Source organism: Bradyrhizobium sp. Pa8, assembly GCF_052588265.1.
The window spans coordinates 5551537-5577492 of record NZ_CP176767.1 but is presented as its reverse complement, the minus strand read 5'-3'; the positions used below and the strand labels follow the sequence as shown (position 1 = coordinate 5577492).

The window sequence follows — 25956 nt, the reverse complement described above, 5'->3', positions numbered from 1 at the left end:
TGCCGTATGTGACGGCAGCACATCCTGCTGCGTGATCCCACGAAAATCAGCGGCGTCAATCCTGCCCGAATGGGTAGTTCTGCCCAAATCGGAACGGGTTTTGCATCGAGCATGCCGTGGGCGCGTAATGCCCATTTGAGTCGCGGAACCGGTCTTTCGCCGCGATCTTGTATAACTATATGTGACAAAGGTTGTTGTTGCCTGACCGGGCGATGGCGATCATGATGGTGGGGGCCATAGAGGACGCGAATGCCGACTTTTTCCCAAAGCCTTGAACAATCCCTGCATCGTGCGCTGGCGATCGCAAACGAGCGTCATCACCAATACGCGACGCTCGAGCATCTCCTGCTCTCTTTGATCGACGACTCCGATGCAGCCGCCGTCATGCGCGCCTGTAGCGTCGATCTCGACAAGCTCCGTACGAGCCTCGTCAATTATCTTGAGACCGAATTCGAGAATCTGGTGACGGATGGCGCCGACGACGCCAAGCCGACCGCCGGTTTCCAGCGCGTGATCCAGCGCGCGGTGATCCATGTGCAGTCGTCCGGTCGCGAAGAGGTGACCGGCGCCAACGTGCTGATCGCGATCTTCGCCGAACGCGAGAGCCATGCCGCGTACTTCCTGCAGGAGCAGGACATGACGCGCTATGACGCCGTCAACTACATCAGCCACGGCATCGCCAAGCGGCCGGGCGTCTCCGAGGCGCGGCCGGTGCGCGGCGTCGACGAAGAGACCGAGGCAAAGGGTACCGAGGACGCCAAGAAGAAGGGCGAAGCGCTCGAGACCTATTGCGTCAACCTCAACAAGAAGGCGCGCGACGGCAAGATTGATCCGGTGATCGGACGCAATTCCGAGATCAACCGAGCGATCCAGGTGCTGTGCCGCCGGCAGAAGAACAATCCGCTGTTCGTGGGCGAGGCCGGTGTCGGCAAGACCGCGATCGCGGAGGGCCTCGCCAAGCGCATCGTCGACAGCGAGGTGCCGGAGGTTCTTGCGGCTGCGACCGTGTTCTCGCTCGACATGGGTACGCTGCTCGCGGGCACGCGCTATCGCGGCGACTTCGAGGAGCGCCTGAAGCAGGTGCTGAAGGAGCTCGAAGCGCATCCCAACGCCATCCTGTTCATCGACGAGATCCACACCGTGATCGGTGCGGGCGCGACGTCGGGCGGGGCGATGGATGCGTCGAACCTGCTCAAGCCGGCGCTTGCCTCGGGCACGATCCGCTGCATGGGCTCGACCACCTACAAGGAATACCGCCAGCACTTCGAGAAGGACCGCGCGCTGGTGCGGCGCTTCCAGAAGATCGACATCAACGAGCCGACGGTCGAGGACGCGATCGCGATCCTCAAGGGTCTCAAGCCTTACTTCGAGGACTACCATCGGCTGAAGTACACCAATGAGGCGATCGAGGCCGCGGTGCAGCTCTCCTCGCGCTACATCCACGACCGCAAGCTGCCCGACAAGGCGATCGACGTGATCGACGAGTCCGGCGCGGCGCAGATGCTGGTGGCCGAGAACAAGCGCAAGAAGACCATCGGCATCAAGGAGATCGAGACCACGATCGCGTCGATGGCGCGGATCCCGCCGAAGAGCGTGTCGAAGGACGATGCCGAGGTGCTCAAGCATCTCGAGCAGACCCTGAAGCGCACCGTGTTCGGTCAGGACAAGGCGATCGAGTCGCTTGCCGCTTCGATCAAGCTGGCGCGTGCCGGCTTGCGCGAGCCGGAGAAGCCGATCGGCTGCTATTTGTTCTCGGGTCCGACCGGCGTCGGCAAGACCGAAGTCGCGAAGCAGCTGGCGGCGTCGCTCGGCGTCGAGCTGTTGCGCTTCGACATGTCCGAATACATGGAGCGGCACACCGTGTCGCGCCTGATCGGTGCGCCTCCCGGCTATGTCGGCTTCGACCAGGGCGGTCTGCTCACTGACGGCGTCGACCAGCATCCGCATTGCGTGGTGTTGCTCGACGAAATCGAGAAGGCGCATCCCGACCTCTACAACGTGCTGCTCCAGATCATGGATCACGGCCGGCTCACCGACCATAACGGCAAGCAGGTCAACTTCCGCAACGTGATCCTGATCATGACCACGAACGCGGGTGCTTCGGATCTCGCCAAGCAGGCGTTCGGCTTCACGCGCTCGAAGCGGGAAGGCGACGACCACGAGGCGATCAACCGGCAGTTCGCGCCGGAATTCCGCAACCGTCTCGATGCCATCGTCTCGTTCGGCCATCTCAGCGTCGAGGTGATCGGTACGGTCGTGGAGAAGTTCGTGCTTCAGCTCGAGGCGCAGCTCGGCGATCGCGACGTCACCATCGAACTGTCCGAGCCCGCCAAGACCTGGCTGGTCCAGCATGGCTACGACGAGCAGATGGGCGCACGGCCCATGGCCCGCGTCATCCAGGAGCACATCAAGAAGCCGCTGGCCGACGAGGTGCTGTTCGGCAAGCTCAAGGGTGGCGGCCACGTCCGCGTCGTCCTGGTCAAGGACGAGGCTGACGAGACCAAGGACAAGATCGGGTTCGAGTTCCTCGACGGTCCGATCACGCCGAAGCAGGAGAAGCTGCCCGGCGCCCGCAAGCGTCCGCCGGGCAAGTCCAAGCCGGGCGGTGGCGGCTCCGGCGGCTCGAAGGGGCCGACCTCGAAGGGCCCGCTGGTCAAGGCTTGATTGCGAGCGGTATGAATTGAAAAGGCCGGCTGAAAAGCCGGCCTTTTTGTTTGCGTGGCAGTTGCGAGGCGCTAGGTGCCGGTGTCGGGCGCAGGCGCCGCCGGCGGCCGTGGCTTCTTCGGCGCGGGTGGCCGCGCGCGGGCAGGAGCCGACGGCTGCATGGTCACGATGACAGGATTCGGCTTGTGATCGGTGGCCGCCCCGGTGGCAGCATCGACGCCCATGCCGACGACACCGCCGAGCAAAAGATTCCCCGCGAAGCCGGCGGCCCCGGAGGTCGGTATGTCGCGGCTGAGCGGCACGATCTGCGGTTCATAGCCTTCCTTCTGGAAGGTGATCGAGATATCCGCATTCCGCTTGACCACGACGGAGCACGGCGTCGTGCAGGTGGTCGGAACTTCCATTCCGCTGACGACGGCTTCCACGCCCGACGGTGTCGATGAGATGCTGATGTTTTCGGTCGTGCCCCGCGTGACAGACGCGCAGCCGCCCAGCAAGACGCTGAGCGCCACAATTCCAAATGAACGCATGAAATGCCCCTTATTCCCCGCGTCAATGAAGCGCAACCGGAGCGGGAGGGCAATACGTCGTTGGTCCAGATAGTTAAGCCACGCACAAGTTGCGCGCGAGAACAGCCGAACCTGGACGTGAGCTATTCGCCGCGCAGGCGCTGGTCGTCCTGCACCCGGACGTGCTCGGCGCCGCGCGCGCCCGCGGGGGACAGCCGCAGCATGCTCAGCACTGCACCGCACAGCGCAAATCCGACGCCGGCAAGGAGCGCGATCCTGGTCCCCTCAGTCGGGTAGCGGCCGAGCAGCAGCGCCACCAGCGCCGCGCCGGTGGTCTGGCCGAGCAGGCGCGCCGTGCCCAGCATGCCGCTGGCGCCGCCGGCGCGCTCGCGCGGAGCGGCCGCGATCATGGTGCGGTTGTTGGGGGTCTGGAACAGGCCGAAGCCGGCCCCCGCCAGCGCCATCCGCCAGATCACGTCGAGCGGCGTCGGGCTTGCAGGCAGGAAGGCGAGCGCGCCAAGGCCGCAGGCAAACAGCGTGAGCCCGATGCCGCCGAGCAGGCCGGCCGGATAATGCTCGACCAGACGGCCGGCGAGCGGGGCTGCGAACGCCACCGCGATCGGCCATGGCGTGATCAGCAAGCCCATATGCACCGCCGAATAGCCGAAGCGGCTCTGGAGGTAGAAGGGGATCGCGACGAAGGCCAGCATCTGTCCGCAGAACGAGGCGATCGAGGTCGCAATCGACAGTGCGAATACCGGGATGCGCAACAGGTCGACCGGCAGTAGCGGCGAGCTCATGTGGGTTTCGCGGTAGATCAGCAGCGCGCCAGCGACGATGGCGATGGCGAATTGAACGAGACAGGTGATGGCGGCCTCGCCATGACCGACGCTGTCGACGGCCGCGATGCCGACGCCGAAGGTGATCGCGGACAGTCCTGCGCTCTGCCAGTCGAAGGAATGGCCGGCGGGTTTTGTGTGCGGCAGGCTGCGCAGGCCGAGCACCAGCGTCACTGCACCGAGCGGGACGTTGATGGCGAACAGCCAGGGCCAGGTTCCGACCGCCAGGATGCCCGCGGCGAGCGTCGGGCCGACCGCGGCCGAGAAGGCGACGACGAGCGCGTTGATCCCGATGCCGCGGCCGAGCTGGTTGCGCGGATAAGTGAAGCGCACCAGAGCCGCGTTGACGCTCATGATGCCGGCGGCGCCAAAACCCTGGATGATGCGCGCGATCGTCAGCAGCGGCAGCGTATGCGCCAGCGCGCAGAAGGCGGATGCGAGCGTGAACAGTACGAGTCCGGCCAGATAGACGCGGCGATAGCCGACGATCTCGCCGAGCGACGCCAGCGGCAGCAGCGAGATCGTGATCGCGAGCTGGTAGCCATTGACGATCCAGATCGAGAAGGCCGGGCTCGCATCGAGATCGGCTGCGATCGTCGGCAGCGCCACGTTGGCGATGGCGCTGTCGACGACCGCCATGATGATGCCGAGCGCAATCGTCAGCACCGCCTGGTTGCGCTGCGGCTGCGGCAGGCCGTCGGCATGCTCGATCGGGGCAGACGACATGATGGAGGCGCGCCTGATTGGAGCCGTGATTCATCCCCGGATTAGGAAATTGCAGGATGGATCGCAACCCGGCAGGACACGGACAGTTCCTGTGCCGGAAGCAGGCCTTCCGGCACAGGAAAACGGGTCGGGACCGCTTTCGCGAGGGCTCGGGGCGCCGAGCGGTCGGGCAATTGACCGTCTCTACACCGCCGGCGGATTGCGGTCGGAGAAGGTGCCGCGCTGGTGCCAGTACGGATAGGGCAAGGTCACCTTGCTCGCGGCATCGAGCTTTGCGATCTGGTCCTTGGTCAATGTCCAGCCGACCGCGCCGAGATTTTCGCGCAGCTGCGTCTCGTTGCGCGCGCCGATGATCAGCGTCGAGACCGTCGGACGCTGGAGCAGCCAGTTCAGCGCGATCTGCGAGACGCTCTTGCCCGTCTCGTTGGCGACCTCGTCTATCGCCTCGACGACGCGATAGACGTGCTCATCGGGCACGGGCGGGCCGAAATCGGCGGTCTTGGGCAGGCGACTGACCTCGGGCTTCGGTTGACCCCGTCGGATTTTTCCGGTGAGGCGCCCCCATCCGAGCGGTGACCAGACCACGGCGCCGAGCCCCTGGTCCACGCCGAGCGGCATCAACTCCCATTCGTAGTCGCGCCCGATCAGTGAGTAGTAGGTCTGGTTGGCGACATAGCGTGGGAAGCCATGCTTGTCGGCAACCGAGAGCGACTTCATCAGGTGCCAGCCCGAAAAGTTGGAGACGCCGACATAGCGGATCTTGCCGGCGCGCACGAGCACGTCGAGAGTCGTAAGTACCTCTTCAGGCGGGGTGAACGCGTCGAAGCCGTGAAGCTGGAACAGGTCGATGTAATCGGTGCCGAGCCGGCTCAGCGAACCGTCGATGGCCGCGAGCAGATGCTGCCGCGACGAGCCGATGTCGTTGGGCCCATCGCCGAAGCGGAAGGTGGCCTTGGTCGAGATCAGAACCTTGTCGCGGCGGCCCTTGATGGCCTCGCCGAGGACGCGCTCGGATTCGCCGAGCGAATAGACGTTGGCAGTGTCGAACATCGACACCCCCGCATCGAGGCAGATATCAAGAAGGCGCCGTGCCTCGGTCGCGTCCGTCGTGCCCCATGCAGCAAGGCGGCCGACGCCGCCGAAGGTGCCCGTTCCCAGGCTCAAAGCGGGCACCATGAGGCCGGATCGGCCCAAGCGTCGGTATTCCATCGATATGCTCCTCGGCTGGCCGCTGGTTGATCGGTGCGGCCTTGGGGGGCGATGGTAATGCAAGCGCGGGCCGCGTCCTATCACGCGCTCACATACCGGCCTTGCTTGGGAATGGCCTAGTCGTGCAGACGCATGTCATCGAATGCTGCATCGGCAACGCGCGCGCCGGGCGACTTCACCGATGACTGAACCTCGACCCTGGTTGCGGGCGAGGGGAAGCAGGCGGCTTCGCCGTCACGCGCCTGCCGCGGCAGCAGCGTCAGGCCCCAGCCCACCAGGACCAGCACCGCGAGCCTGATCGCGATCACACCCAGCAACAGCTCCGATCCGCTTATGGTGGCGTGAGTCCTCATGCACGCCAGCCTGATGCGCGCAGCCGGACAAGGCAATCTGGAATTGACGAGCCTTGCCTTCGCCTGCAGCGAAGGCTCAAGGTGATAGCTGGCTGGATCTCAGTGCCGCAACTGGCTCTGTCTGAAGTCGCGCGGTGACATTCCGAAATGCTCGCGGAAAACGCGGCCGAAATGCGAGAGGTCGTTGAAGCCCCAGGCGAAGGCGATCTCGCTGACATGGCGATGGGCCAGCACGGGCGAGGCGAGGTCACGCCGGCATTGGGCGAGACGCTCGGCAAGCACATGGCGCTGGAACGAGGTATCCTCGTCGGCGAGGAGATCGTTCACATAGCGCGGCGAGATGCCGAGTGCAGCCGCGGCCTCCGACAGCGAGAGGTCGGGATCCGCCAAATGAGCGCGGATGTGGGCCTTCAGGCGATAGAGCAGGGCGGAGCGATGGGTGGAGGACGGCAGCGATGTCTTGCCGAGCCGTTCGCTCAGCGCCATCGCGAGCAGATCGACGGCCTGCTCCGACAACGCCGCAGCGTTGTCCGGGGCAAGTCGGTCCGCGCTCTGGCAAAGCCTGAAGATGAAATCATAGGCGAGCCGTTCGAGCGGCACATCGGCGCCGAACGACATCGCGGTGAGCGTCTCGGTGGCGCCGAGCCGGCGCTGCAGCATTTCGCGGGGCACCTTGAAGATCGTCTGCGTGAAGGCGTCGTTGAACTTCAGCTCATAGGGACGCGTCGTGTCGTAGAGCGCGAACTCGCCGGGATGGATCACGGTCTCCCGGCCGTCCTGCACCACGCCTCCGTTGCCGCGATTGCCGAGCGCGACCAGGACAAAATCCTGATCCGAACGCGCGATGCGGGACGGCGTCCGGAACACGTGCTGGCGGTCGGAGCAGACCTCGGAGCACACGGCCTTGCCGAGCGGGGCCTGCGTGACCGAGCCGCGAAAGGCGCTGCCGAGGTCGGACTTGCAGTCGAGCCCGACGAAGACGTCGCAGACGATGTCCTGCCACAGCGCCAGCCGCCGGTAGCCGGGGCTGCCGTCTGTCGTGAACTGGATTGGCATCTGGACAGCCTCCCTTTCACATCCTGCAAACCAAATGTCGGCGCAGATCCAGCCAGACCGAAGGCAAATCCCGTACCCGGCGACGATCCCGGCCAGTCGAGTTTTTGTTCCACTGCGGTCGAGCGCCCGGCCGGGTGGCTTGGCCAAATAGACTGCATCGGACGTGGCTTCCGATCAACCGGCAATGGAGGCGGGAATGGGTATCGAACATCCGAAATACAAGGTCGCGGTGGTGCAGGCGGCGCCGGCCTGGCTGGATCTCGACGCCTCGATCGACAAGTCGATCGCGCTGATCAGGGACGCGGCCGAGAACGGCGCCAAGCTGATCGCCTTTCCGGAGGCCTTCATCCCCGGCTACCCCTGGCATATCTGGATGGACTCGCCGGCCTGGGCGATCGGCCGCGGCTTCGTGCAGCGCTACTTCGACAACTCGCTGTCCTATGACAGTCCGCAGGCCGAGCGGCTGCGCGACGCCGTGCGCAAGGCAAAGCTCACCGCCGTGCTCGGCCTGTCCGAGCGCGACGGCGGCAGTCTCTATCTGGCGCAATGGCTGATCGGGCCTGACGGCGAGACCATCGCAAAGCGCCGCAAGCTGCGGCCGACCCATGCCGAGCGCACGGTCTATGGCGAGGGTGACGGCAGCGATCTCGCCGTCCACGCAAGATCGGACATCGGCCGCATCGGTGCACTGTGCTGCTGGGAGCATCTCCAGCCACTGTCGAAATATGCGATGTACGCCCAGAACGAGCAGGTGCATGTCGCGGCCTGGCCGAGCTTCTCGCTCTACGATCCCTTTGCGCCGGCGCTCGGCGCCGAGGTCAACAATGCCGCCTCGCGCGTCTATGCGGTGGAAGGCTCCTGCTTCGTGCTCGCGCCATGCGCGACGGTCTCGCAGGCCATGATCGATGAGCTCTGCGACCGGCCGGACAAGAATGCGTTGCTGCATGTGGGCGGCGGATTCGCCGCGATCTACGGTCCCGACGGCAGCCAGATCGGCGACAAGCTGGCGCCGGACCAGGAAGGGCTGCTGATTGCCGAGATCGATCTCGGCGCCATCGGGGTTGCCAAGAACGCCGCCGATCCTGCCGGGCATTATTCGCGGCCCGACGTGACGCGGCTCCTGCTCAACAAGAAGCGATACCAGCGCGTCGAGCAGTTCGCGCTGCCGGTCGACACCATTGAGCCCACGGACGTCGCGGCGGCGGCGAGCTGATCGCCGGGATCAAGGGGAGGGTACGATCATGGAATCCGCAATTCCTCTGCATCTCGAGACCCAGCGCACGCGCCACAAGCGCGTGCCGGACGATTACCAGCCGCCATATCCGTCGTTCGTGGCGCGCTACAAGCCCGCCGTGAGCCGCGTCGTGATGGCCTATTTCGGTGTGCAGTATCGTGGCGCTGCGCCGGCGGCCGCGACGGCGGCACTCGCCGAGATCGCGGCGCGGTTTGCTGCCGAGGGCGGGCCTTCGCATTGGGATCGCGCCCGCTACGTCGATCGCGCCGGTTATGAGACCGTCGTGTCGGTTGCCTATTGGGACGACGTCGCGCGCTTCGACACCTGGTTTGCACCGGCGCGCGCGGCCTGGACCGAGAACCGGCGCGAGGGCGTCGGCACCTTCATCGAGGTATTGCGTCCCTCGGTCGCCCGGCACGAGACGTTGTTCTCCTCGCTCGACCGGCCCGAGGGCGTGGCCGCAATCGCCGACGGCATGAGCGGCGAGGTGCAAGAGCACGCCTATTGGGGCGGCATGCGCGATCGCATTCCGCTGTCGCAGACTGATCCGATGACGCCGGGCGGCGCGCCGGAATTGATCCGCGACGGCGCGCGGCTGCGGGTGAAGGCGCACGACAATCTCTGCCTGATCCGCTCCGGGCAGGACTGGAGCGACACGGAGGCATCCGAGCGCAAGCTCTACCTCGACGACGTCGAGCCGGTGCTGCGCGAGGGCATGGATTTCCTGCGCGACAACGGGCTTGGCATCGGCTGCTATGCCAACCGCTACATGCAGGTGCTCTCCGCCGACGGCAAAGTGAGCGAAAAGTCCTACGGCCAGAGCTGGTGGAAGAGCCTCGCCGCACTGGAGCGCTGGGCGGAGTCGCATCCGACCCACGTCAAGATATTCGGCGCGGCGATGAAATATCTGTCGACGCTCGGGCCGTCGGCAAAGCTACGGCTCTATCACGAGGTCACGGTGGCCGCCGCGGACGAGCAGTTCTTTGAATATCTGAACTGCCATTCGAAGACCGGCATGCTGGCGGCGGTCGAGACCGTCAGCGCCTAGGCTGCGCAGTGGCCGAGCAGTTCGGGATGCGCGGCGCAGATGTGATGCGCGCCGGCATCCCGAAGCTCGGCCTCGCTGCCGTAGCCATAGAGCACGCCGATTGCGGTCATGCCGTTGGTGCGGGCGCCGATCACGTCGTGGCTGCGATCGCCGATCATGATCGCGCTGCCGGGGTCGACCTTCGCTTCGACGAGCGCGTAGCGCAGCAGGTCGCGCTTGTCGACACGCGTGCCGTCGAGCTCGGAGCCGAACACGCGCTCGAAATACGGCCGCAAGCCGAAATGATCGACGATGCGGTTGGCATAGACCGCGGGCTTGCTGGTCGCCACGAACATGCGCGGTGTTGTCGCGGCAAGCGTCGTCAGGGTGTCGATGATGCCGGCATAGGCTTCGTTCTCGAACAGGCCCACGTCACTGAAACGCTCGCGATAGAGCAAGAGCGCGCGGTCGGCGAGTTCCGAGCTCCCGGTGAGCTTTTCCAGGCTCGCATGCAGGGGCGGGCCGATGCACCAGACCAGCTCATCCTCGCTCGGCACCGCGACGTTCAGCCGCTCCAGCGCGTACTGGATCGAGCGGGTGATCCCGGGTTTTGGGTTGGTCAGCGTGCCGTCGAGATCAAAATAGATTGTAACCATCAGGGCGGGACCGGCGTTGATATCGTCGCCCGTTGCTAGTTGGCTGGGCCCCCAAGTCAAGGTCCGATTTGTCCGGTATTGTGGAGGCCATGCGCTTAGCCCGGGTTCTCGCTGTGTTGTGCCACGCCGTCGCGGCGTGGCCGGCGCTTGGCCAGGAGGCGCCGAGCCGGTTCGTACATCCGAGCGTCGAGGAGCTCGCGATGCCACCGGAGAAGCCAGCCGTGCGCGAGAGCGATACGCGGGAATCGATCTGCCTGATCGTCGAGGCCGCCGCACGGGATGCCAATCTGCCGCTGGAATTCTTCGCACGCGTGATCTGGCAGGAAAGCCGATTCCAGGCCGATGCCGTGGGGCCCATGACGCGCAGCGGCGAGCATGCGCAGGGGATCGCGCAGTTCATGCCGGGCACTGCCAGCGAGCGCGGGCTGCTCAATCCCTTCAATCCGGTGCAGGCGCTGCCGAAGTCGGCGGAGTTCTTGAACGAGCTGCGCAACCAGTTCGGCAATCTCGGTCTTGCGGCTGCTGCCTACAACGCCGGCCCGCGCCGGGTGCAGGAATGGCTCGCTGGTACCGGTCCGATGCCGGAGCAGACGCGCAACTACGTATTCGCCATCACCGGCACGAGTGTCGATGCCTGGGCCAAGGTCGGCAGCACCAGAAAGGGGCCGCCGAGTTCGCCGCCGACGAGCTGCCGCGATCTCATGGCGCTTCTGAAGCGCGCGCCGAATGCCTTCGTCGCCGAGCTCGAACAGCATGTGGAGCTCGCTGCCGCAAAGGTCTGGGGCGTACAGCTCGCTGCCGGCTTCGACCGCAACCGGGCGCTGGCGATGTATTCCCGCGCCGTCACGCGGCTGACCGCGGTGATTGGCGAGCGCGATCCGAGCCTGCTGAGTTCGGTGATGCGCAGCCGCGGCACGCGTGCGTTCTATCAGGTGCGCATCGGCGCCGATACGCGCAACGAGGCGGATGATTTGTGCGGCCGGATACGGAAGGCCGGCGGTGCCTGCTTCGTGCTGAAGAACCGGGGTGTGAGCGGGTAGGGGACTTCTCCCCTGCGCATGCCAGCCCCGCCGCGCGCTTCCTTGACGTCGGCCGCGGCATTGCCCGTTATGCGGGCACGATTCCGCAACCCCGACCAAAACTCCCCGTGGCGCTTCCTCCGCTCGATTCACCTCAATGGCAAAGTCCCTGGCGAGCCTTTGCGTGGGGGCTGCGCTCGATCACGCAGACGATCCTCACGCTTGTCCTGTTCGCGACCTATCTCGGCATCGGCGCGCTCGCCCACGACACCCATTTCAGCCTGCTTTGGGCGCTCTGCTCGACGCTGTTCGTCTGGGCGGGCCCCGCGCAGATCATTTTGATCACCACGCTCGGCTCCGGCGCGACCATCATCCAATCGGCGATCGCAGTCACCGTCAGCGCGATCCGGCTGTTTCCCATGGTGGTCTCGGTGCTGCCCCTGATGCGCACGCCGACGACCAAGCGGCGCGAGCTGTTCTTTGCGGCGCATCTCACCGCCGTGACGCTGTGGGTCGAATGTCATCGCTTCCTGCCGCAGGTGCCGCGCGAGCGGCGCATCGCCTTCGTCAACGGACTTGGCTTCGGCCTGGTCTCGGTATGTCTCACCGCCAACACCGTTGGCTATTTCCTTGCCGCCAACCTGACGCAGACGCTTGGCGCGGCGATCCTGATGCTGACGCCGCTGTCGTTCCTGTTCTCGACCGCGCGCAACAGCCGCGAGGTCGCCGACGTCGTCGCGCTGACGCTCGGGGTTCTGCTCTATCCGATTGCCGCAAAGATGAACTCCGGCCTCGACATCCTCGTCAGTGGCCTCGTGGCCGGCACGATCGCCTATGGCGTGCATTGGTGGCGGGAGGTGCGCGCATGAGCTTTGCGCAGCTCATCGGCGACTGGCATGCGCTTGTCGTGCTGTTCGTCGCCGGCGTTGTTCCTAATCAGATATGGCGCATGCTGGGCCTGTGGTTCGGCGGTGGCATCGACGAGGGCTCGGAGCTCCTGGTCTGGGTGAGGGCGGTCGCCACCGCCATCCTGGCAGGCGTCATCGCCCAGATCGTGGTGGAGCCGCCGGGGGCGCTCGCCAGCGTGCCGGACGTCTTGCGCTATGGTGCGGTCGGCGCAAGCATCATCGTCTTCCTGCTGACCCGCCGCTCGATCTTCGCGGGCGTGGTCACAGGCGAGGTCTTCATGCTGGCCGGGAAGTGGTGGTTAGGCTAAAACCACCGGCGAACAGCAAGGAACTGGAAATATGGTTCGCGAAAACGAGCTCCGCGAGGGTGAGGTCGCCATCGAGTTGCCGTCGACGGAGGATGCCGGCCTCGTCTTCATCGGCCGCATCCGCACGCCCTGGACCTCGCGGATGGAGACGCCGCGACAGGGGCGTCAGGACGGCCCGGTGTGCCGGCTCGAGATCTTCGAGCCGTTCGTGCCGGCCATCAAGGGCGTCGATTTCTACAGCAATCTCGAAGTGCTCTACTGGCTCGACAAGTCGCGCCGCGACATCGTCTTGCAAAGCCCCAAGAACAACGAGAAGACCCGCGGCACGTTTTCGCTGCGCTCACCGGTCCGGCCCAACCCGATCGGCACCTCGATCGTCAAGCTCGTCGGCATCGAGGGCAATGCCATTCTGGTGCGCGGGCTCGACTGCATCGACAACACGCCGCTGATCGATATTAAGCCGGATCGTTGCGAATTCACGCCGCTGGCCGCGCCGCAGGCAGGGGATTTTCAGACGGAGTGAAGTCTCTCCTGCGTCATTCCGGGGCGACGCGAAGCGTCGAGCCCGGAATCCATTGTGCGGCAGAGACAGTGGATGAATGGATTCCGGGTTCGCGCTTCGCGCGCCCCGGAATGACGATCAGCTCTTCAGCGCCGCGATCAGCTTGGCCGCGTTCTCTTCCAGGACCTTGACGTCTTCCTTGCGGCTGGCGGGCGGCAGCATGGCCACGCCGTCGTGGCGCGGCATCACGTGCATGTGGAGATGAAACACCACCTGGCCGCCGGCGGGCTCGTTGAACTGCTGCACGGTGATGCCGTCGGCCTCGAACGCCTTCATTGCGGCGGCCGCGATCTTGTGCGCGCCCCGGGCGACGTGGGCGTAGTCATCAGGCTTGATGTCGAGGATGTTGCGGGCAGGGGCCTTCGGGATCACCAGCGTGTGGCCCGATACCCGCGGCATGATGTCGAGGAACGCCAGCACATGCTCGTCCTCATAGACCTTGTGGCAGGAAAACTCGCCGCGCAGGATCTTTGCGAAGATGTTGTTGGGGTCGTAGGCGGTCATGGCGGCGGCTCCTCGAATTTTGCGCTTACTGTCACCAGCCGTGGCAAACCGTCAAGGCGCCTCGTCGACGCCTTTCCGAAACGGGCCGAGCTCGGCCAGCTCCCGTCCGGCCTCGGCGACATAGGCGCGCTCGCGCTTGAGGTAATCGTCGATGGCGCGGCGCAGGCCGGGATCGGCGATGAAGTGGGCGGAATGGGTCGTCCGCGGCAGGTAGCCGCGCGCGATCTTGTGCTCACCCTGTGCGCCGGCCTCGACGTTGTCGAGGCCGTGTTTGATCGCGAAATCGATCGCCTGATAGTAGCAGACCTCGAAATGCAGGAACGGATGATGCTCGACCGCGCCCCAGTTGCGGCCGAATAGCGTATCCGAGCCGATGAAGTTGATCGCGCCCGCGATCCAGCGGCCGTTGCGGCGGGCCATCACCAGCAGCACGTCCTGGCTCATGGTCTCGCCGATCAGCGAGAAGAATTCGCGCGTGAGATAAGGCCGGCCCCATTTGCGCGAGCCGGTCTCCATGTAGAATTCGAAGAAGGCGTCCCAGGCATCCTCGGTGATGTCGCTGCCGGTGAGCCAGTGGATGGTGATGCCGGCTGCAAGCGCATCACGCCGTTCGCGCTTGATCGACTTGCGGTGGCGCGAATTGAGCGTGGTGAGGAAATCGTCGAAGGTCGCAAATCCCTCGTTATGCCAGTGGAACTGCTGATCGGTGCGCTGGAGGAAGCCGTGCCCGGCGAGCCGCGTCCACTCCGCCTCACGCGCGAAGGTCACGTGCACAGAGGAGGCCTTGCTGACGCCGCACAGCGCCACCAGCCCGCTCGCCAGCGCTTCAGCGATGCGCTCGCGGTCGACGCCGTCGCGGACCAGCAGCCGGGGCCCGGTGGCCGGGGTGAAGGGAACCGAGACCTGGAGTTTCGGATAGTACCGTCCACCTGCGCGCTCATAGGCGTCCGCCCAGCCGCGGTCGAAGACGTACTCGCCTTGGGAATGCGATTTCAGATAGCAGGGCACGACCCCGGCGACGCGGCCATCGACCTTGGCCACCAGATGCCGCGGTCCCCAGCCGGTGCGGATGGTGGCCGAACCCGATTTCTCAATTGCGGATAAAAACGCGTGCGAGACGAACGGGTTATAGGCGGGTTTTGAGAGGCCGGGGGAATCGCCTGGAAGCCCGGATGAGGTTCCCGCGCCATGCCCGTTGCAAGCCTTGTCGGGATTGGCACAGGCGTCCCAATCCTCCGCAGATACCTCGCCAATCGAGGGTACAGCCTCGAGTGTGATTTCAGATGATGCCATCGTGCCCAAGATCGTGCATTGCAGCAGCGACTTCAAGAGGGCGGGAACGCAGGTCTAGCGGCCACCACCGCCGTCATTGCGAGCGCAGCGAGGCCATCCAGGCTGTCTCCGTGGAGGGATTCTCGATTGCTTCGTCGCAAGGGCTCCTCGCAATGACGGCGGAGGGAGCCCCTACGGCACGAACCCCTCAAAGATCATCTGATCCGCATATTGCCCGACTCGCGTCCGCTGCTCCTGGGTGCGCACGGTCCAGCCGAGCAGGGCGCAGCCGAGGACGTTGCGGGCGATCCAGGGGGCGGGGGCCGGCAGGTGGTCGACCTTGAAGGCGACGAAATGCGGCTGGGTCTGAAAGCCGTGACGCAGGTACAGCATGCTGTCGCGCTGCGCCTGCGTCAGCTTCGCCCAGTACTCGTCCTCATAGGTCCGCTGCGCGACGATGCCGCGCGGGCGGGAGGGGAGCAGCTCGCGCAGCGCCAGCACCTGGTCGGGATCGAACGACATGCCGACGGCGGGGCCCTGATAGGACGCCAGCACCTCGGCCATCCGCTTCACCAGCTTGCGGTCGCCGCCAAAATGGCTCTTCACCTCGATCACCAGCGGCACGCGGCCAGCGACCATGGCGCAGAGATCGCTGAGCGACATCATCCGCTCGTCCGTGTCCTTGAACTTGACTGCCTTCAACTCGGCCGCGGTCTTCGACACCACCTCGCCGGCGATCTCGGTGAGACGGCCGAGCGCGTGGTCATGATGCACCATGGCCTCGCCGTCGGCGGAGAGCTGGATGTCGATCTCGATCGAGAAATTGCCTGCGATGGCAGCCCGCACCGCGCCCGGCATGTTTTCCACGATGCCACGGGAAATGTCATGCAGGCCGCGATGGGCGACCGGCCGGGCTGTCAGCCAATCAGGGGCGCGCAACGCCGTCAGCTCCGTGTCAGGCGACCTCGAACACGCCTTCGACTTCGACCGCTGCGTCCGCGGGCAGCGAGGCGACGCCGACGGTGGTGCGGGCGTGGCGGCCCTTGTCACCGAAGGCGGCTACCATCAGGTCGGAGGCGCCGTTGAGCACCTTCGGCCCGTCCAGGAAGTCGGGTGCCGAGTTGATGAAGCCGCCGAGGCGCACCACACGCACGACCTTGTCGAGGTCGCCGAGCGCCGCCTTGACCTGGGCCAGCAGATTGACGGCGCAGCCGCGTGCGGCGGCAGCGCCGTCTTCGATCGAAACGCCGGCACCGAGCTTGCCCTTGGCGATCAGCTTTCCGGCGGGGTCGAAGCAGACCTGGCCGGAGACGAACAGCAGGTTGCCGGTGCGCACGAACGGCACGTAATTGGCGACAGGGGTGGGGGCCTCATGCAGCTTGATGCCCTGTTCCGCCAGTTTCTGCTCGACCGTGCCCGCCATGTTCGACCTCGTTGTCCAAATTTCATCCGCCCGGCTGCGTCCGTTTGGAGGCCGGGCGCGCCCTGTTTCGCCCATCGTGCCGCCACATGCAAGCAACCGGAGCGACTGCATTTTGTTGTGGCCGGGCAGCAGGTTCAAGGCGGGGGCCGCAACTTTACGTGAAACGGCCTCAGTTGCGACGCAATGGAACGGTCATTAAAATGTCGAATCTGCGCTTTCCCCAGGGATGACACATGGTGCACCTTTTCCGGACTTCGCTTGGTGTGATGGCGCTCGCGGCGGCCGCTTTCGGCGCAGGCGGTGGAGCGCAGGCTGCCAGCGGTCCGTTCCTTGCGCACCAGGCGCTCTATGACCTCAGCCTCGTCAAATCGCGCTCCAATTCGGTCAACAGCGCGCGCGGCCGCATCCTCTACAATTTCACGGGAAGCTCGTGCGAGGGCTACACCTCCGAATTCCGCCAGGTCTCCGAGCTCGACAGCGGCGAGGGCAAGCTCACGCTCAGCGACCTCCGCTCCAACTCCTGGGAGGACGCCGCAGGAAAAAGCTACCGCTTCAAGATCGAGACGCGGATGAACGAGACCGACGCCGGCCGGGTCGATGGTTCGGCCGAGCGCGACGGCGACCACATCAACGTCAAGCTGAAGCTGCCGGCGCCGAAGAGCTTCACCCTCGACGGCAAGATCGTGTTCCCGACCGAGCAGATCCAGCGCATCATTGCCGCCGCCAAGGAGGGCAAGTCGCTGCTCGAGCTGTCGGTCTATGACGGCTCCGACGACGGCCAGAAGGTCTACAACACGCTGACCGTGATCGGTCAGCCGATTCCCGCCGAGCGCGCCACCTCGGCCGACCCGTCGACCACGGACGAGCACATGAAGTCGCTCAAGCGCTGGCCGATCACCGTCAGCTATTTCGACCGCGACGCCCAGCAGAAGGAAGGTGAGCAGACGCCGGTCTACGCGATGGCGTTCGAGCTCTACGAAAACGGCGTTTCGCGCCAGCTCGTGCTCGATTACAACGATTTTGTGATTTCCGGCGCGATGGGCAAGTTCGACGTGAAGGACAGCAAGCCCTGCAATTGAGGGCTTGTCTCTCCTTCGTCATTGCGAGCGCAGCGAAGCAATCCAGAATCCCGCAGCGGAAGCAGTCTGGATTTCTCGTCGCAAGAGCTCCTCGCAATGACGGGCTAGCCCTTGTCATCGTCCCCAGCTACGCTCCCTCCCAACCACAAACCCGGGAGGCAAGCACCATGCCCAAGCTCGACCATCTCCGCCCCAGCGGCCTGCATCACAATCCCGCCTATTCCCACGTCGTCACCGCTTCCGGTGCGCGTACCATCTACATCTCTGGCCAGGTGTCGGTGGACGAGGAGGGACGGATCGTCGGCGAGGGCGATATTGCCGCGCAGACGACGCAGGTGATGCAGAATCTCGGCCATGCGCTGAAGGCGGCCGGCGCGACCTACGCCAACATCGTCAAGATCACGACCTTCGTCGTGAACTACAAGCCGGAGCTGCGCCCGATCATCGGCAAGGCCCGCTCGGCCTTCTTCGAGGGCATGGAGCCGCCGGCCAGCACCCTCGTCGGCGTCTCCGCGCTCGCCGCGCCGGAATGGCTGATCGAGATCGAGGCGGTGGCGGTCGCGGATTGAAACGACCGTAGGATGGGTAGAGCGAAGCGAAACCCATCACCTTTGTGCTCGATGGGTTTCGCTTCGCTCTACCCATCCTACTTTGCCGCGGACATAGCTCGCAAAACAGCCATCGCTTCATCGGCCCTGTCAGCAGGCACGAAAAGATGATCGTGGTGGAAGGCCGACACCGCATTCACGCTGATGCCGGCTTCGGCCAGGCGGGCCGTGACCGCAGCCAGGAAGCCCACCGCGTCGAGTGCAGAGTGAACCGTAAGGGTGATCAGGCGCGAGGCAAACGCGTAGCGTAAGCCCGACGCCTCGGCTTCTTCGCGCAGGATCACCAGCGTGGTTCCTTCCTGCTCGCGGAACGTCAGCAGCGGGTTGACCGCTGCGGGAATGGGCTCGCTGGGTGGGATCGTGCAAAACACGAAGATGCCGTCCAGCAGCTCCGGCTTCATGTTCCTCAACAGCGCGTCGAGGTCGCGTTCGCCTGTCACGATGGTCAGCCTCTCAGCGCGTTCGGATGGAAACCCATCAGCGCCGGAACCTGATAGGGGGCTTGCCAACATACCTTTGTATATCTCTTCCAATCCTTCTCATACGCTGACCTTACGCTGGTACAATTGGGCGACGGCGGGAGATTCTTACAATTTGAGTCTACTCGGGTCACTGCGAGGAAGCTCAAATGAACGTCATGATTGGAAAGCTCAACGGCCTGTGGCACCTCATCGTCGGGTCTTGTCAGATCCGAACTCCGTTCCTGGCGACTCAGGATCGGCAGTTGGTCGTTCAGTATGCCCGGCGTGTCTATCCCGGTGCACGGATCTTCGAACGCGACTGAATTGAGCAGGACTCGATCACTCCTGCTGTCCTGTTTCAGGGCCATCATACGCGATGCCGCGAATGACGGCGGAGTTGCCGAACTTCTTGCGCAGACTGTCCACCGCGCGCTCGGCGTGCGCGGCACGGCGGTCAAGCATATCGGTGTCGTCGGCAGGCGAGCCCTCGCGCAGCGCGCTGACGCCGGCGCCCATCAGGCGGAAGGGGGTGCCATCGATCTCCTTCGCCAGCATCTCGCGGCAGATCGAGAAGATCTTGGCGGCAAGCTGCGTCGGGGCTGCGATCGACTGCGAGCGAGTGCGCTGGCGGAAATCGGCAGTCTTCAGCTTCAGCGTGACGGTCGAGCCGGCAAGCTCGCTGCTTTTCAGCCGCGACGACGTCTTCTCGCACAGCCGCCACAGGATCTTCTCCAGCGTCGCGAAATCGCGGATGTCGGTCTCGAAGGTGGTTTCGCTCGAAATCGTCTTGGCGCCCCGATCGGGCTCGACGCGGCGGTCGTCGATGCCGCGGGCGAGCCGCCACAGCCTGCGGCCGTCGCTCGGAAACTGCCGCATCATCTCGATCTCGTCGGCCTTTTGCAGGTCGGCGATGATCCGGAAGCCGCGCTGCACCAGGCGCTCCTGCGTGGCCGGGCCGACGCCGAAGATGAAGCCGACCGGCTTCTCCGCCAGCATCGAACGGGCTTCCTCCTGATCGAGCGCGGCAAAGCCGCGCGGCTTGTCCAGGTCGGAGGCGATCTTGGCCAGGAACTTGTTGCAGGACAGGCCGACCGACACGGAGATGCCGATGTCGCGCTCGATGTTGCGCGCGAACCGCGCGAGTACCTTGGCTGGAACCATGCCGTGCACCCGCTCGGTGCCCGACAGATCGAGAAAGGCCTCATCGATCGAGAGCGGCTCGACCAGCGGCGTCAGCGCCTGCATGGCCTGGCGCACCTCGCGGCCGACACGGACGTACTTCGCCATGTCGGGCGGGATCACGGTCGCGTGCGGGCAGGCCTCGAGCGCCCTATACATCGGCATGGCCGAGCGCACGCCATAGGTCCGCGCGATGTAGCAGGCCGCCGATACCACGCCGCGCTTGCCCCCGCCGATGATGACGGGCTTGTCGGCGATGTCAGGATTGTCGCGCTTCTCGACCGTCGCATAGAAGGCGTCGCAGTCGATATGGGCGATGGTCAGGCTCGACAGCGCGCGGTGGCGGACGAGGCGAGGGGAACCGCAGGCGGAGCAGCGCCGCACGCCCATATCCAGATCGGCCAGACAATCCCGGCAGAAGCAGCGGGGCCCGACCGTATCAGGAACGGTCACGGCACGTCGCGCTCCCAGGAGGGGTCGCCGAGCGCGTCGCCCAGCACCTGCCGCGCCGCAGCAACGTTGGTCGGATGCAGCTCCGCGGTCGAGGCAAAGGCCTTCACGGTGGCGTCATCGCGCATCACGAAATCGAGCACGCTGAGGAGGAAATTCGGGTCCGAGGCGGCATTGCGCAGAGTCTCCGGACCGACGCCTGTCTCAGCCAGGAACAGGCCGAGCCTCTCGGGCTCGCTCGCAATGAAAGAGAGGGCCTGAATTGCAACGATTTCAGCCACTTCGCGAGGGTTGTGAACAGGCTTTTTCAAGGGGCCAGTTTGCCTTTCCATTAACTTTCGGTGTCTACTTTGCAGCCATCATGCCCGAGTCTCAAGACCGCCGACAAGCAACTGGAAACCACATCGCAGAAAGTCGGCCCTCGGGTTTAACGAAACTCAAGCGAATCTGAGGCTAGTTTGAATCCAGTTTTCGAAGCGCCGGCGAGCGGCGCCTGAGGCGTCACATGTATAGGGCTTCGTGCCAATCAGGAGGGCGGGATGGCTAAGACCGTCCTGATCGTGGAAGACAACGAGCTCAACATGAAGCTCTTCCGCGACCTGTTGGAGGCGCACGGTTACCAGACCTCCGGCACCAGCAACGGCTACGAGGCGCTCGACCTCGTTCGCAAGATGCGGCCCGACCTCGTGCTGATGGATATCCAATTGCCGCAGGTCTCGGGCCTCGAGGTGACGCGCTGGATCAAGGACGATCCGGAGCTGCGTGCCATTCCCGTCGTCGCGGTCACGGCGTTCGCGATGAAGGGCGACGAAGAGCGCATCCGCGAGGGCGGCTGCGAGGCCTATTTGTCCAAGCCGATCTCGGTCGGCAAATTCATTGAGACGGTCCGGCGTTTTATCGGATAGGAAGTGAGTTCAAAGTGTCCGCGCGTATCCTGGTTGTCGATGACGTTCCCGCCAACGTCAAACTCCTCGAAGCTCGCCTGTCCGCCGAATATTTCGACGTGATGACCGCCTCGAACGGCACCGAGGCGCTGGCGCTGGCCAGCCGCGCCGAATGCGACATCATCCTGCTCGACGTGATGATGCCCGACATGGACGGCTTTGAAGTCTGCCGCCGCCTGAAGACCGATCCGGCGACGCACCACATCCCCGTCGTGATGGTCACCGCGCTCGACAGCCCCGCCGACCGCAATCGCGGGCTGGAAGCCGGCGCCGACGATTTCCTGACAAAACCCGTCTCCGACGTCGTGCTGATCGCACGCGTGCGCTCGCTGACGCGGCTGAAGATGATGACCGATGAGCTGCGCATGCGCGCCATCACCTCGCTCGAGATCGGCATGCAGGCGCCCGAGCGCAGCGCCGTGGCCGACACCGGCCGGGGCGGCCGCATTCTGCTGGTCGACGACCGGCAGTCCTCCTATGAGCGGCTGGCGACGATCCTCGCCGCGGAGCACACCATCGACGTCGAGCCGAACCCGACGGAGGCGCTGTTCCACGCCGCCGAGGGCAATTACGACCTGCTGATCGTCTCGCTCGACCTCAACAATTTCGACGGCCTCAGGCTGTGCAGCCAGGCGCGCTCGCTGGAGCGCACGCGCCACGTGCCGATCCTGGCGATCGCGGACCCCGAAAACTCGACGCGGCTGCTCCGCGGCCTCGAGATCGGCGTCAACGACTACCTGCTGCGCCCGATCGACAAGACCGAGCTGCTGGCGCGCGCCCGCACCCAGATCCGCCGCCGCCGCTACACCGATCATCTCCGAGACAACGTGCAGAACTCGATCGAGATGGCGATCACCGACGCGCTCACCGGCCTGCACAATCGCCGCTACATGGAGAGCCATCTGGCGACGCTCGCCGAGCAGGCCTCGACCCGCGGCAAGCCCCTGGCGCTGATGATTCTGGACATCGACTATTTCAAGTCGATCAACGACAATTACGGCCACGACGCCGGCGACGACGTGCTGCGCGAGTTCGCGGTGCGCGTGCGAAAATCGATCCGCGGCATTGATCTCGCCTGCCGTTACGGCGGCGAGGAGTTCGTCATCGTGATGCCGGAGACCGATCTCCACGTCGCCGGCATGGTCGCCGAGCGCCTGCGCCGCTCGATCGCGGGCGAGCCGTTCGCCGTCCACAAGGGCACCAAGCGCATCGAGGTCACGATCTCGATCGGCCTCACCACGCTTGAGCAGAAGGGCGAGGCGGTCGCCGACGTCCTCAAGCGCGCCGACACCGCGCTCTACCGCGCCAAGCACGACGGCCGCAATCGGGTGGTGTCGCAGGCGGCGTGAGGCCGCCTGCGCATAAAAATGCGAAAACAACCCCATGCACAGTAGCCGGCGTTAGTCGGATCAATGGCTTGCGCAGGCAGCAAGGCGGCCTATGCCGGTTGCACAGGCATTTGACACGTCGGGCAAAACAGGAGCATTTTGGTAGGATCGCGAATTGGTCCTGACGTATAGTCAGGTGTCGTCGCGTCCCCACAAGCTCCACTGTCATTCCTCGCGAAAGCGGGGAATCCAGTACGCCGCGGCTTCTCGGTTCTAGCCCCACTGTCTCTGGAACACTGGATCACCCGCTTTCGCGGGTGATGACACCGAGTGATGCGGCAGCAGTGCTCAGTGTGGCGTGCGCTTGCTGTGCGTCACGGCTTGCTTCTCCGCATCACCCACATCCACCCCCGCATTCCGCAGCAGCACCTTGGCCGCTTCCTTCGCGGCGCGGGCCATCGCAGGGTCGTCGCGCACGAGGTCCTGCGCGATCGAGCCATCGACAAGGAGCACGAGCTGGGTAGCGAGCGCATCCGCCTCCGTGACGCCGAGCTCCTTCAACCGCTCGCGAAACCAGACGCGGCGGCTTTCCTTGAAGGCGATTGCGATCTTCTTCACGGCGCGGTCCTTTGGCCCGAGCTCGGCGACCGCATTGACGAACGGGCAGCCGCGAAAATCCTTGGTCGCAAAGCGCCGCTCCAGCGAATCGAAGGTGCCAAGAATCTGCTCGGCCGGCGGCTTGTCGGAGGGGCGCGGAGCTACGAAACGGCGCTCCAGATAGGCCGCGATCAGCGCGTCCTTGGAGGGAAAGTGGTTATAGAGCGTGCGCTTGGAGATGCCGATCTCGGCCGCGATGGTGTCGACGCCGATGGCGCGAATGCCTTGCAGATAGAACAGCTTGTCGGCGGTCTCGAGGATCCGCTCCTTCATCGTCTGTGGTGTGGGCGGGGGAGCCATGCGGAGCTGCGGGTCCTGTTCGCTTGACAGCATGGACCTTTCATAGCCTAAGTACACAGGTCTGTGTAACCAAAATCATTGAGAATTGCAGACGCCGGCGCGCGCGTCGCGCCGACGAGGGAGAAGAATATGCCCCTTTTGCAGGTCCTCCGTCCGACATTGCCCATCCTGATCGGCGCCTCGATCATGCTGACGCTGAGCATGGGGCTGCGGCAGAGCCTCGGCATCTTCATGCAGCCGTTGACGCACGACATCCATTTGTCGGTGTCCGACTTCACGCTGGCGCTCGCCGTGCAGAACCTCGCCTGGGGCTTTCTCCAGCCGCTCGCAGGCGCGATGACGGTGCGCTACGGCTTCCGCCCGATCATGATCGTGGGATCGCTGATGTACATTGCGGGCCTCATTCTGATGGCGACCGCGAACGGGCTCGTCAGCATCATGATCGGCGCCGGCGTGCTGATCGGGACGTCGCTGGCCTGCACCGCGGCGGCGATCGCGATGTCGGTGGCCGCGCGCGCGGTGCCCGCGACGGTGCGCTCCACCGTGCTCGGCATCGTCTCCGGCGCGGGCTCGCTTGGCGCGCTGCTGTCCGCGCCGATCGGGCAGATGCTCAACGAGGGTTTTGGCTGGCGCGCCGGGCTCGCCGGCTTCGTCGTCATGTCGGTGCTGATGATTCCCGCGGCCTGGTATGCCGGACGCGTCGACCAGGTCCCGCTGCCAAAGCCGGCCGCCGACGATATCGGCGATGCCACGGCCGCATCCGTCGCGAAGGCGGCGTTCGGCAACGTCCCCTTCGTCGTGATGACCTGCGCCTATCTCGTCTGCGGCATGCAGCTCGTGTTTCTCACCACGCATCTGCCGTCCTATCTGGCGATCTGCGGCCTCGATCCGATGCTGAGCGCGCAGACGCTCGGCATGATCGGCGGTTTCAACGTGCTGGGTTCGCTGTTCTTCGGCTGGGCCGGCCAGCGCTGGAACAAGCTGGCGCTGCTGGGCGGGATCTATATCCTGCGCTCGCTCGCGCTCGCCTGGTACTTCATGCTGCCGGCGACATCGTTCTCGACGCTGCTGTTCGGCGCCATCATGGGCTTCCTCTGGATGGGCGTCGGCCCGTTGGTCGCCGGCGCCGTCGCCGAGATGTTCGGCCTGCGCTGGCAGGCGATGATCCAGGGCCTCGCCTTCATGAGCCATCAGATCGGCAGCTTCCTCGGCGCGTACGGAGGAGGCGTAATCTACGACGCGCTCGGCTCCTACACCATGGCCTGGCGCATCGGCGTGGCGCTGGGCTTGGCCGGTGGCATCATCCAGGTTGCGTTCGCACTGATCCGGCCGTCGCAGCCGCCGGCGCCGGTGCTGCGGACGGCGTAGCCGGGGCTGCGCTCGCCAACGTCAGCTTGGGGGCTTATAGCGGACGCCACGCTGCTTCTTCGTGATGGCAGCTTGTGACCTGAAGCGGACATTCGGTAGCAGCATCTCGCGCATGGGCCGATCAAGAGCACATCGCTCAGCCGCGATCCCTGCCGATGTAGCGAACCCCACGCGGCGAATCGCCGAAGCGAGCTCGGAACAGGCGATTGAAATGCGAAACGTCCGAGAAACCCACCTCCAGGGCGATATCGGAAATCAGTTGCGCACCGGCGCGCGCCTCGGTCAGCAATTTGAGCGCAAGTTGCAGACGTAGCTCATTCACGTGCCCGGTGAACGACGATCCTGACAGCGCCATCAGGCGCTGCAGATAGCGAGGTGAAATGCCCTGGCAGCGAGCGGCCGTTTCGACGCTGAGCCCGGGCTCCTGAAAGTGTGTCGCGATGTAGTCGAGGACGGCACTGTGGCGCGAGGCCACGACCGCACTCGCATCGCTCTCGCCCAAGGGAGCGCACCCGCCGACTGCGAGCGCTACGAGATCACAGGTGTGAGCCATGACGACTTCACGCAGCTTGGGGGCGGCCAGAGCCCCCTCCTTGAATGCCGACTTCAGATAGGCCATGAGGAGACGAAGCGGTTCATTTCGCTGAGGGATCGGTCGCATAGCGAGGCTCTCGATGTCCGTCACGCGCTGCGCAAGCGCCTCGCGGGGCACGGCCAGACCGAATAGTATTCCGTCGACATAGGTGACGGTGGCGGGCTCCGAATGCAGAATCGAGACTGCGCCGCCGGCGCAAAGCTCGACGTCGCGGCCCCGCTGCGTCAGCTGACTTTTGCCGGGCGAGGAGACGATCAGGCCGATCGAGTCGTCACCGTCGGCAATGCTCGTCCGCAAGCGCTGGAAGCGCATTGGCGAGCCTTTCAGTGCGAGCCTGCGCAAACTGCGGATCGCCTGCAGCGTTGCGTCGACTTGAAACGGAATGTTCGCAAGAGGCTCGACATCGACGTGGACTATCCCCCGCACAAAGCTCTCGCGCCATAGTGGAAGTCGCATCCGCTCCGGATGTTCGCGCGTCGAAAATCGATGCGATACGAAATCGGCTGCGTCCGTAGACATGGGGACCTCCAGCCTTGATAAGACATTGGGTTCAAATGCAGCGAAAGGCCAGCGGTCGGTATCCGTACTTTGCAATTTGCGCACCGACCGTCCCTTGAGGTACGCAGGCCTCCAAGAAGCTACATCGCTTGTCTGCTAGTCTCGTTCACCTGTGATTGATGTTGATGTGAACTGGCTCACGTGGCGACCGGAAAATTGC

28 protein-coding genes are annotated in these 25956 nt (G+C 64.9%); 13 read left to right on the top strand and 15 right to left on the bottom strand.

The window, feature by feature from the left end:
• Positions 1 to 249 precede the first annotated feature (249 nt).
• Positions 250 to 2664, top strand: a complete 2415-nt coding sequence (gene clpA / locus ACKWRH_RS26110; RefSeq protein ID WP_014494656.1) for an ATP-dependent Clp protease ATP-binding subunit ClpA — start codon at positions 250 to 252, stop codon at positions 2662 to 2664.
• 71 nt (positions 2665 to 2735) lie between these two features.
• Here clpA and ACKWRH_RS26105 read toward each other — a convergent pair whose 3' ends face one another.
• From ACKWRH_RS26105 to ACKWRH_RS26085, 5 genes are all read right to left on the bottom strand, one after another.
• Positions 2736 to 3194 (bottom strand): PEGA domain-containing protein, encoded by a 459-nt coding sequence (locus ACKWRH_RS26105; RefSeq protein WP_445215850.1) that lies wholly within the window; start codon positions 3192 to 3194, stop codon positions 2736 to 2738.
• Between the two features lie 122 nt (positions 3195 to 3316).
• Complete coding sequence (locus tag ACKWRH_RS26100; RefSeq protein ID WP_445215849.1) at positions 3317 to 4738, bottom strand: MFS transporter; 1422 nt, start codon at positions 4736 to 4738, stop codon at positions 3317 to 3319.
• A gap of 183 nt (positions 4739 to 4921) precedes the next feature.
• The gene (locus ACKWRH_RS26095) at positions 4922 to 5947 is read right to left on the bottom strand and encodes an aldo/keto reductase (RefSeq protein WP_445215848.1); all 1026 of its coding nucleotides are present in this window, start codon (positions 5945 to 5947) and stop codon (positions 4922 to 4924) included.
• A 116-nt stretch (positions 5948 to 6063) separates the two neighbouring features.
• On the bottom strand, positions 6064 to 6300 hold the full coding sequence (locus ACKWRH_RS26090; protein ID WP_354095843.1) for a hypothetical protein: 237 nt from the start codon (positions 6298 to 6300) through the stop codon (positions 6064 to 6066).
• Positions 6301 to 6399: 99 nt separating this feature from the next.
• Positions 6400 to 7356 (bottom strand): AraC-like ligand-binding domain-containing protein, encoded by a 957-nt coding sequence (locus ACKWRH_RS26085; protein WP_445215847.1) that lies wholly within the window; start codon positions 7354 to 7356, stop codon positions 6400 to 6402.
• A 196-nt stretch (positions 7357 to 7552) separates the two neighbouring features.
• Between ACKWRH_RS26085 and ACKWRH_RS26080 the strand changes: the two genes are divergently transcribed.
• Together ACKWRH_RS26080 and ACKWRH_RS26075 are read left to right on the top strand one after the other, a co-directional pair.
• Positions 7553 to 8569 carry a carbon-nitrogen hydrolase family protein gene (locus tag ACKWRH_RS26080; RefSeq protein WP_445215846.1) on the top strand — a complete coding sequence of 339 codons (1017 nt, stop codon included), beginning with the start codon at positions 7553 to 7555 and terminating at the stop codon, positions 8567 to 8569.
• A gap of 28 nt (positions 8570 to 8597) precedes the next feature.
• The gene (locus ACKWRH_RS26075; RefSeq protein WP_445215845.1) at positions 8598 to 9638 is read left to right on the top strand and encodes a phenylacetaldoxime dehydratase family protein; all 1041 of its coding nucleotides are present in this window, start codon (positions 8598 to 8600) and stop codon (positions 9636 to 9638) included.
• Here the strand turns inward: ACKWRH_RS26075 and ACKWRH_RS26070 are convergent.
• A complete protein-coding gene (locus ACKWRH_RS26070; RefSeq protein ID WP_445215844.1) occupies positions 9635 to 10273 on the bottom strand; it encodes an HAD family hydrolase in 639 nt (212 codons plus the stop codon). The genes ACKWRH_RS26075 and ACKWRH_RS26070 overlap by 4 nt on opposite strands.
• 89 nt (positions 10274 to 10362) lie before the next feature.
• Here ACKWRH_RS26070 and ACKWRH_RS26065 point away from each other — a divergent pair, with 89 nt between their 5' ends.
• From ACKWRH_RS26065 to tsaA, 4 genes are all read left to right on the top strand, one after another.
• A complete protein-coding gene (locus ACKWRH_RS26065) occupies positions 10363 to 11313 on the top strand; it encodes a transglycosylase SLT domain-containing protein (RefSeq protein ID WP_445215843.1) in 951 nt (316 codons plus the stop codon).
• A 107-nt stretch (positions 11314 to 11420) separates the two neighbouring features.
• On the top strand, positions 11421 to 12161 hold the full coding sequence (locus tag ACKWRH_RS26060) for an AzlC family ABC transporter permease (protein WP_282520949.1): 741 nt from the start codon (positions 11421 to 11423) through the stop codon (positions 12159 to 12161).
• Positions 12158 to 12508: an AzlD domain-containing protein gene (locus tag ACKWRH_RS26055; RefSeq protein ID WP_445215842.1), complete on the top strand. Its 351-nt coding sequence runs from the start codon at positions 12158 to 12160 to the stop codon at positions 12506 to 12508. Before ACKWRH_RS26060 ends, ACKWRH_RS26055 begins: the two co-directional genes overlap by 4 nt.
• A gap of 31 nt (positions 12509 to 12539) precedes the next feature.
• Positions 12540 to 13031 (top strand): tRNA (N6-threonylcarbamoyladenosine(37)-N6)-methyltransferase TrmO, encoded by a 492-nt coding sequence (gene tsaA, locus ACKWRH_RS26050; RefSeq protein WP_014494668.1) that lies wholly within the window; start codon positions 12540 to 12542, stop codon positions 13029 to 13031.
• 117 nt (positions 13032 to 13148) lie between these two features.
• Here tsaA and ACKWRH_RS26045 read toward each other — a convergent pair whose 3' ends face one another.
• The 4 genes from ACKWRH_RS26045 to ACKWRH_RS26030 all read right to left on the bottom strand — a co-directional run bounded on the left by ACKWRH_RS26045 (position 13149) and on the right by ACKWRH_RS26030 (position 16269).
• Complete coding sequence (locus tag ACKWRH_RS26045; protein WP_441259956.1) at positions 13149 to 13574, bottom strand: HIT domain-containing protein; 426 nt, start codon at positions 13572 to 13574, stop codon at positions 13149 to 13151.
• A gap of 51 nt (positions 13575 to 13625) precedes the next feature.
• Complete coding sequence (locus ACKWRH_RS26040; protein WP_445215841.1) at positions 13626 to 14867, bottom strand: GNAT family N-acetyltransferase; 1242 nt, start codon at positions 14865 to 14867, stop codon at positions 13626 to 13628.
• A 171-nt stretch (positions 14868 to 15038) separates the two neighbouring features.
• Entirely contained in the window at positions 15039 to 15785 is a 747-nt protein-coding gene (locus ACKWRH_RS26035; protein WP_445215840.1) for a glycerophosphodiester phosphodiesterase, read from the bottom strand.
• A 16-nt stretch (positions 15786 to 15801) separates the two neighbouring features.
• On the bottom strand, positions 15802 to 16269 hold the full coding sequence (locus tag ACKWRH_RS26030) for a RidA family protein (RefSeq protein ID WP_014494672.1): 468 nt from the start codon (positions 16267 to 16269) through the stop codon (positions 15802 to 15804).
• Between the two features lie 233 nt (positions 16270 to 16502).
• Here ACKWRH_RS26030 and ACKWRH_RS26025 point away from each other — a divergent pair, with 233 nt between their 5' ends.
• Together ACKWRH_RS26025 and ACKWRH_RS26020 are read left to right on the top strand one after the other, a co-directional pair.
• Entirely contained in the window at positions 16503 to 17348 is an 846-nt protein-coding gene (locus ACKWRH_RS26025) for a cell envelope integrity EipB family protein (protein ID WP_445215839.1), read from the top strand.
• Positions 17349 to 17515: 167 nt separating this feature from the next.
• Positions 17516 to 17917 (top strand): RidA family protein, encoded by a 402-nt coding sequence (locus tag ACKWRH_RS26020; RefSeq protein ID WP_014494674.1) that lies wholly within the window; start codon positions 17516 to 17518, stop codon positions 17915 to 17917.
• Positions 17918 to 17994: 77 nt separating this feature from the next.
• On the opposite strand, the gene ACKWRH_RS26015 is transcribed toward ACKWRH_RS26020, so the two are convergent.
• A complete protein-coding gene (locus tag ACKWRH_RS26015; RefSeq protein ID WP_445222481.1) occupies positions 17995 to 18396 on the bottom strand; it encodes an ACT domain-containing protein in 402 nt (133 codons plus the stop codon).
• A gap of 188 nt (positions 18397 to 18584) precedes the next feature.
• Here ACKWRH_RS26015 and ACKWRH_RS26010 point away from each other — a divergent pair, with 188 nt between their 5' ends.
• The gene (locus ACKWRH_RS26010) at positions 18585 to 18740 is read left to right on the top strand and encodes a hypothetical protein (RefSeq protein WP_445215838.1); all 156 of its coding nucleotides are present in this window, start codon (positions 18585 to 18587) and stop codon (positions 18738 to 18740) included.
• 16 nt (positions 18741 to 18756) lie between these two features.
• Here the strand turns inward: ACKWRH_RS26010 and ACKWRH_RS26005 are convergent, their stop codons facing one another.
• Entirely contained in the window at positions 18757 to 20049 is a 1293-nt protein-coding gene (locus ACKWRH_RS26005; protein ID WP_445215837.1) for a DNA polymerase IV, read from the bottom strand.
• The gene (locus ACKWRH_RS26000) at positions 20046 to 20357 is read right to left on the bottom strand and encodes a DUF3572 domain-containing protein (protein WP_445215836.1); all 312 of its coding nucleotides are present in this window, start codon (positions 20355 to 20357) and stop codon (positions 20046 to 20048) included. The genes ACKWRH_RS26005 and ACKWRH_RS26000 overlap by 4 nt, the downstream gene beginning before the upstream one ends.
• Before the next feature lie 228 nt (positions 20358 to 20585).
• Here ACKWRH_RS26000 and ACKWRH_RS25995 point away from each other — a divergent pair, with 228 nt between their 5' ends.
• Both ACKWRH_RS25995 and ACKWRH_RS25990 read left to right on the top strand, forming a co-directional pair.
• The gene (locus ACKWRH_RS25995; RefSeq protein WP_008566616.1) at positions 20586 to 20951 is read left to right on the top strand and encodes a response regulator; all 366 of its coding nucleotides are present in this window, start codon (positions 20586 to 20588) and stop codon (positions 20949 to 20951) included.
• A 14-nt stretch (positions 20952 to 20965) separates the two neighbouring features.
• Complete coding sequence (locus ACKWRH_RS25990) at positions 20966 to 22339, top strand: PleD family two-component system response regulator (protein WP_014494679.1); 1374 nt, start codon at positions 20966 to 20968, stop codon at positions 22337 to 22339.
• 327 nt (positions 22340 to 22666) lie between these two features.
• On the opposite strand, the gene ACKWRH_RS25985 is transcribed toward ACKWRH_RS25990, so the two are convergent.
• The gene (locus ACKWRH_RS25985) at positions 22667 to 23275 is read right to left on the bottom strand and encodes a TetR/AcrR family transcriptional regulator (protein ID WP_445222480.1); all 609 of its coding nucleotides are present in this window, start codon (positions 23273 to 23275) and stop codon (positions 22667 to 22669) included.
• Between the two features lie 129 nt (positions 23276 to 23404).
• On the opposite strand from ACKWRH_RS25985, the gene ACKWRH_RS25980 reads away from it, so the two are divergent.
• Positions 23405 to 24643: an MFS transporter gene (locus tag ACKWRH_RS25980; RefSeq protein ID WP_445215835.1), complete on the top strand. Its 1239-nt coding sequence runs from the start codon at positions 23405 to 23407 to the stop codon at positions 24641 to 24643.
• Between the two features lie 136 nt (positions 24644 to 24779).
• Here ACKWRH_RS25980 and ACKWRH_RS25975 read toward each other — a convergent pair whose 3' ends face one another.
• Positions 24780 to 25757, bottom strand: coding sequence for a helix-turn-helix domain-containing protein (locus ACKWRH_RS25975; RefSeq protein WP_445215834.1), 978 nt, complete (start codon positions 25755 to 25757; stop codon positions 24780 to 24782).
• Positions 25758 to 25956: the final 199 nt, after the last annotated feature.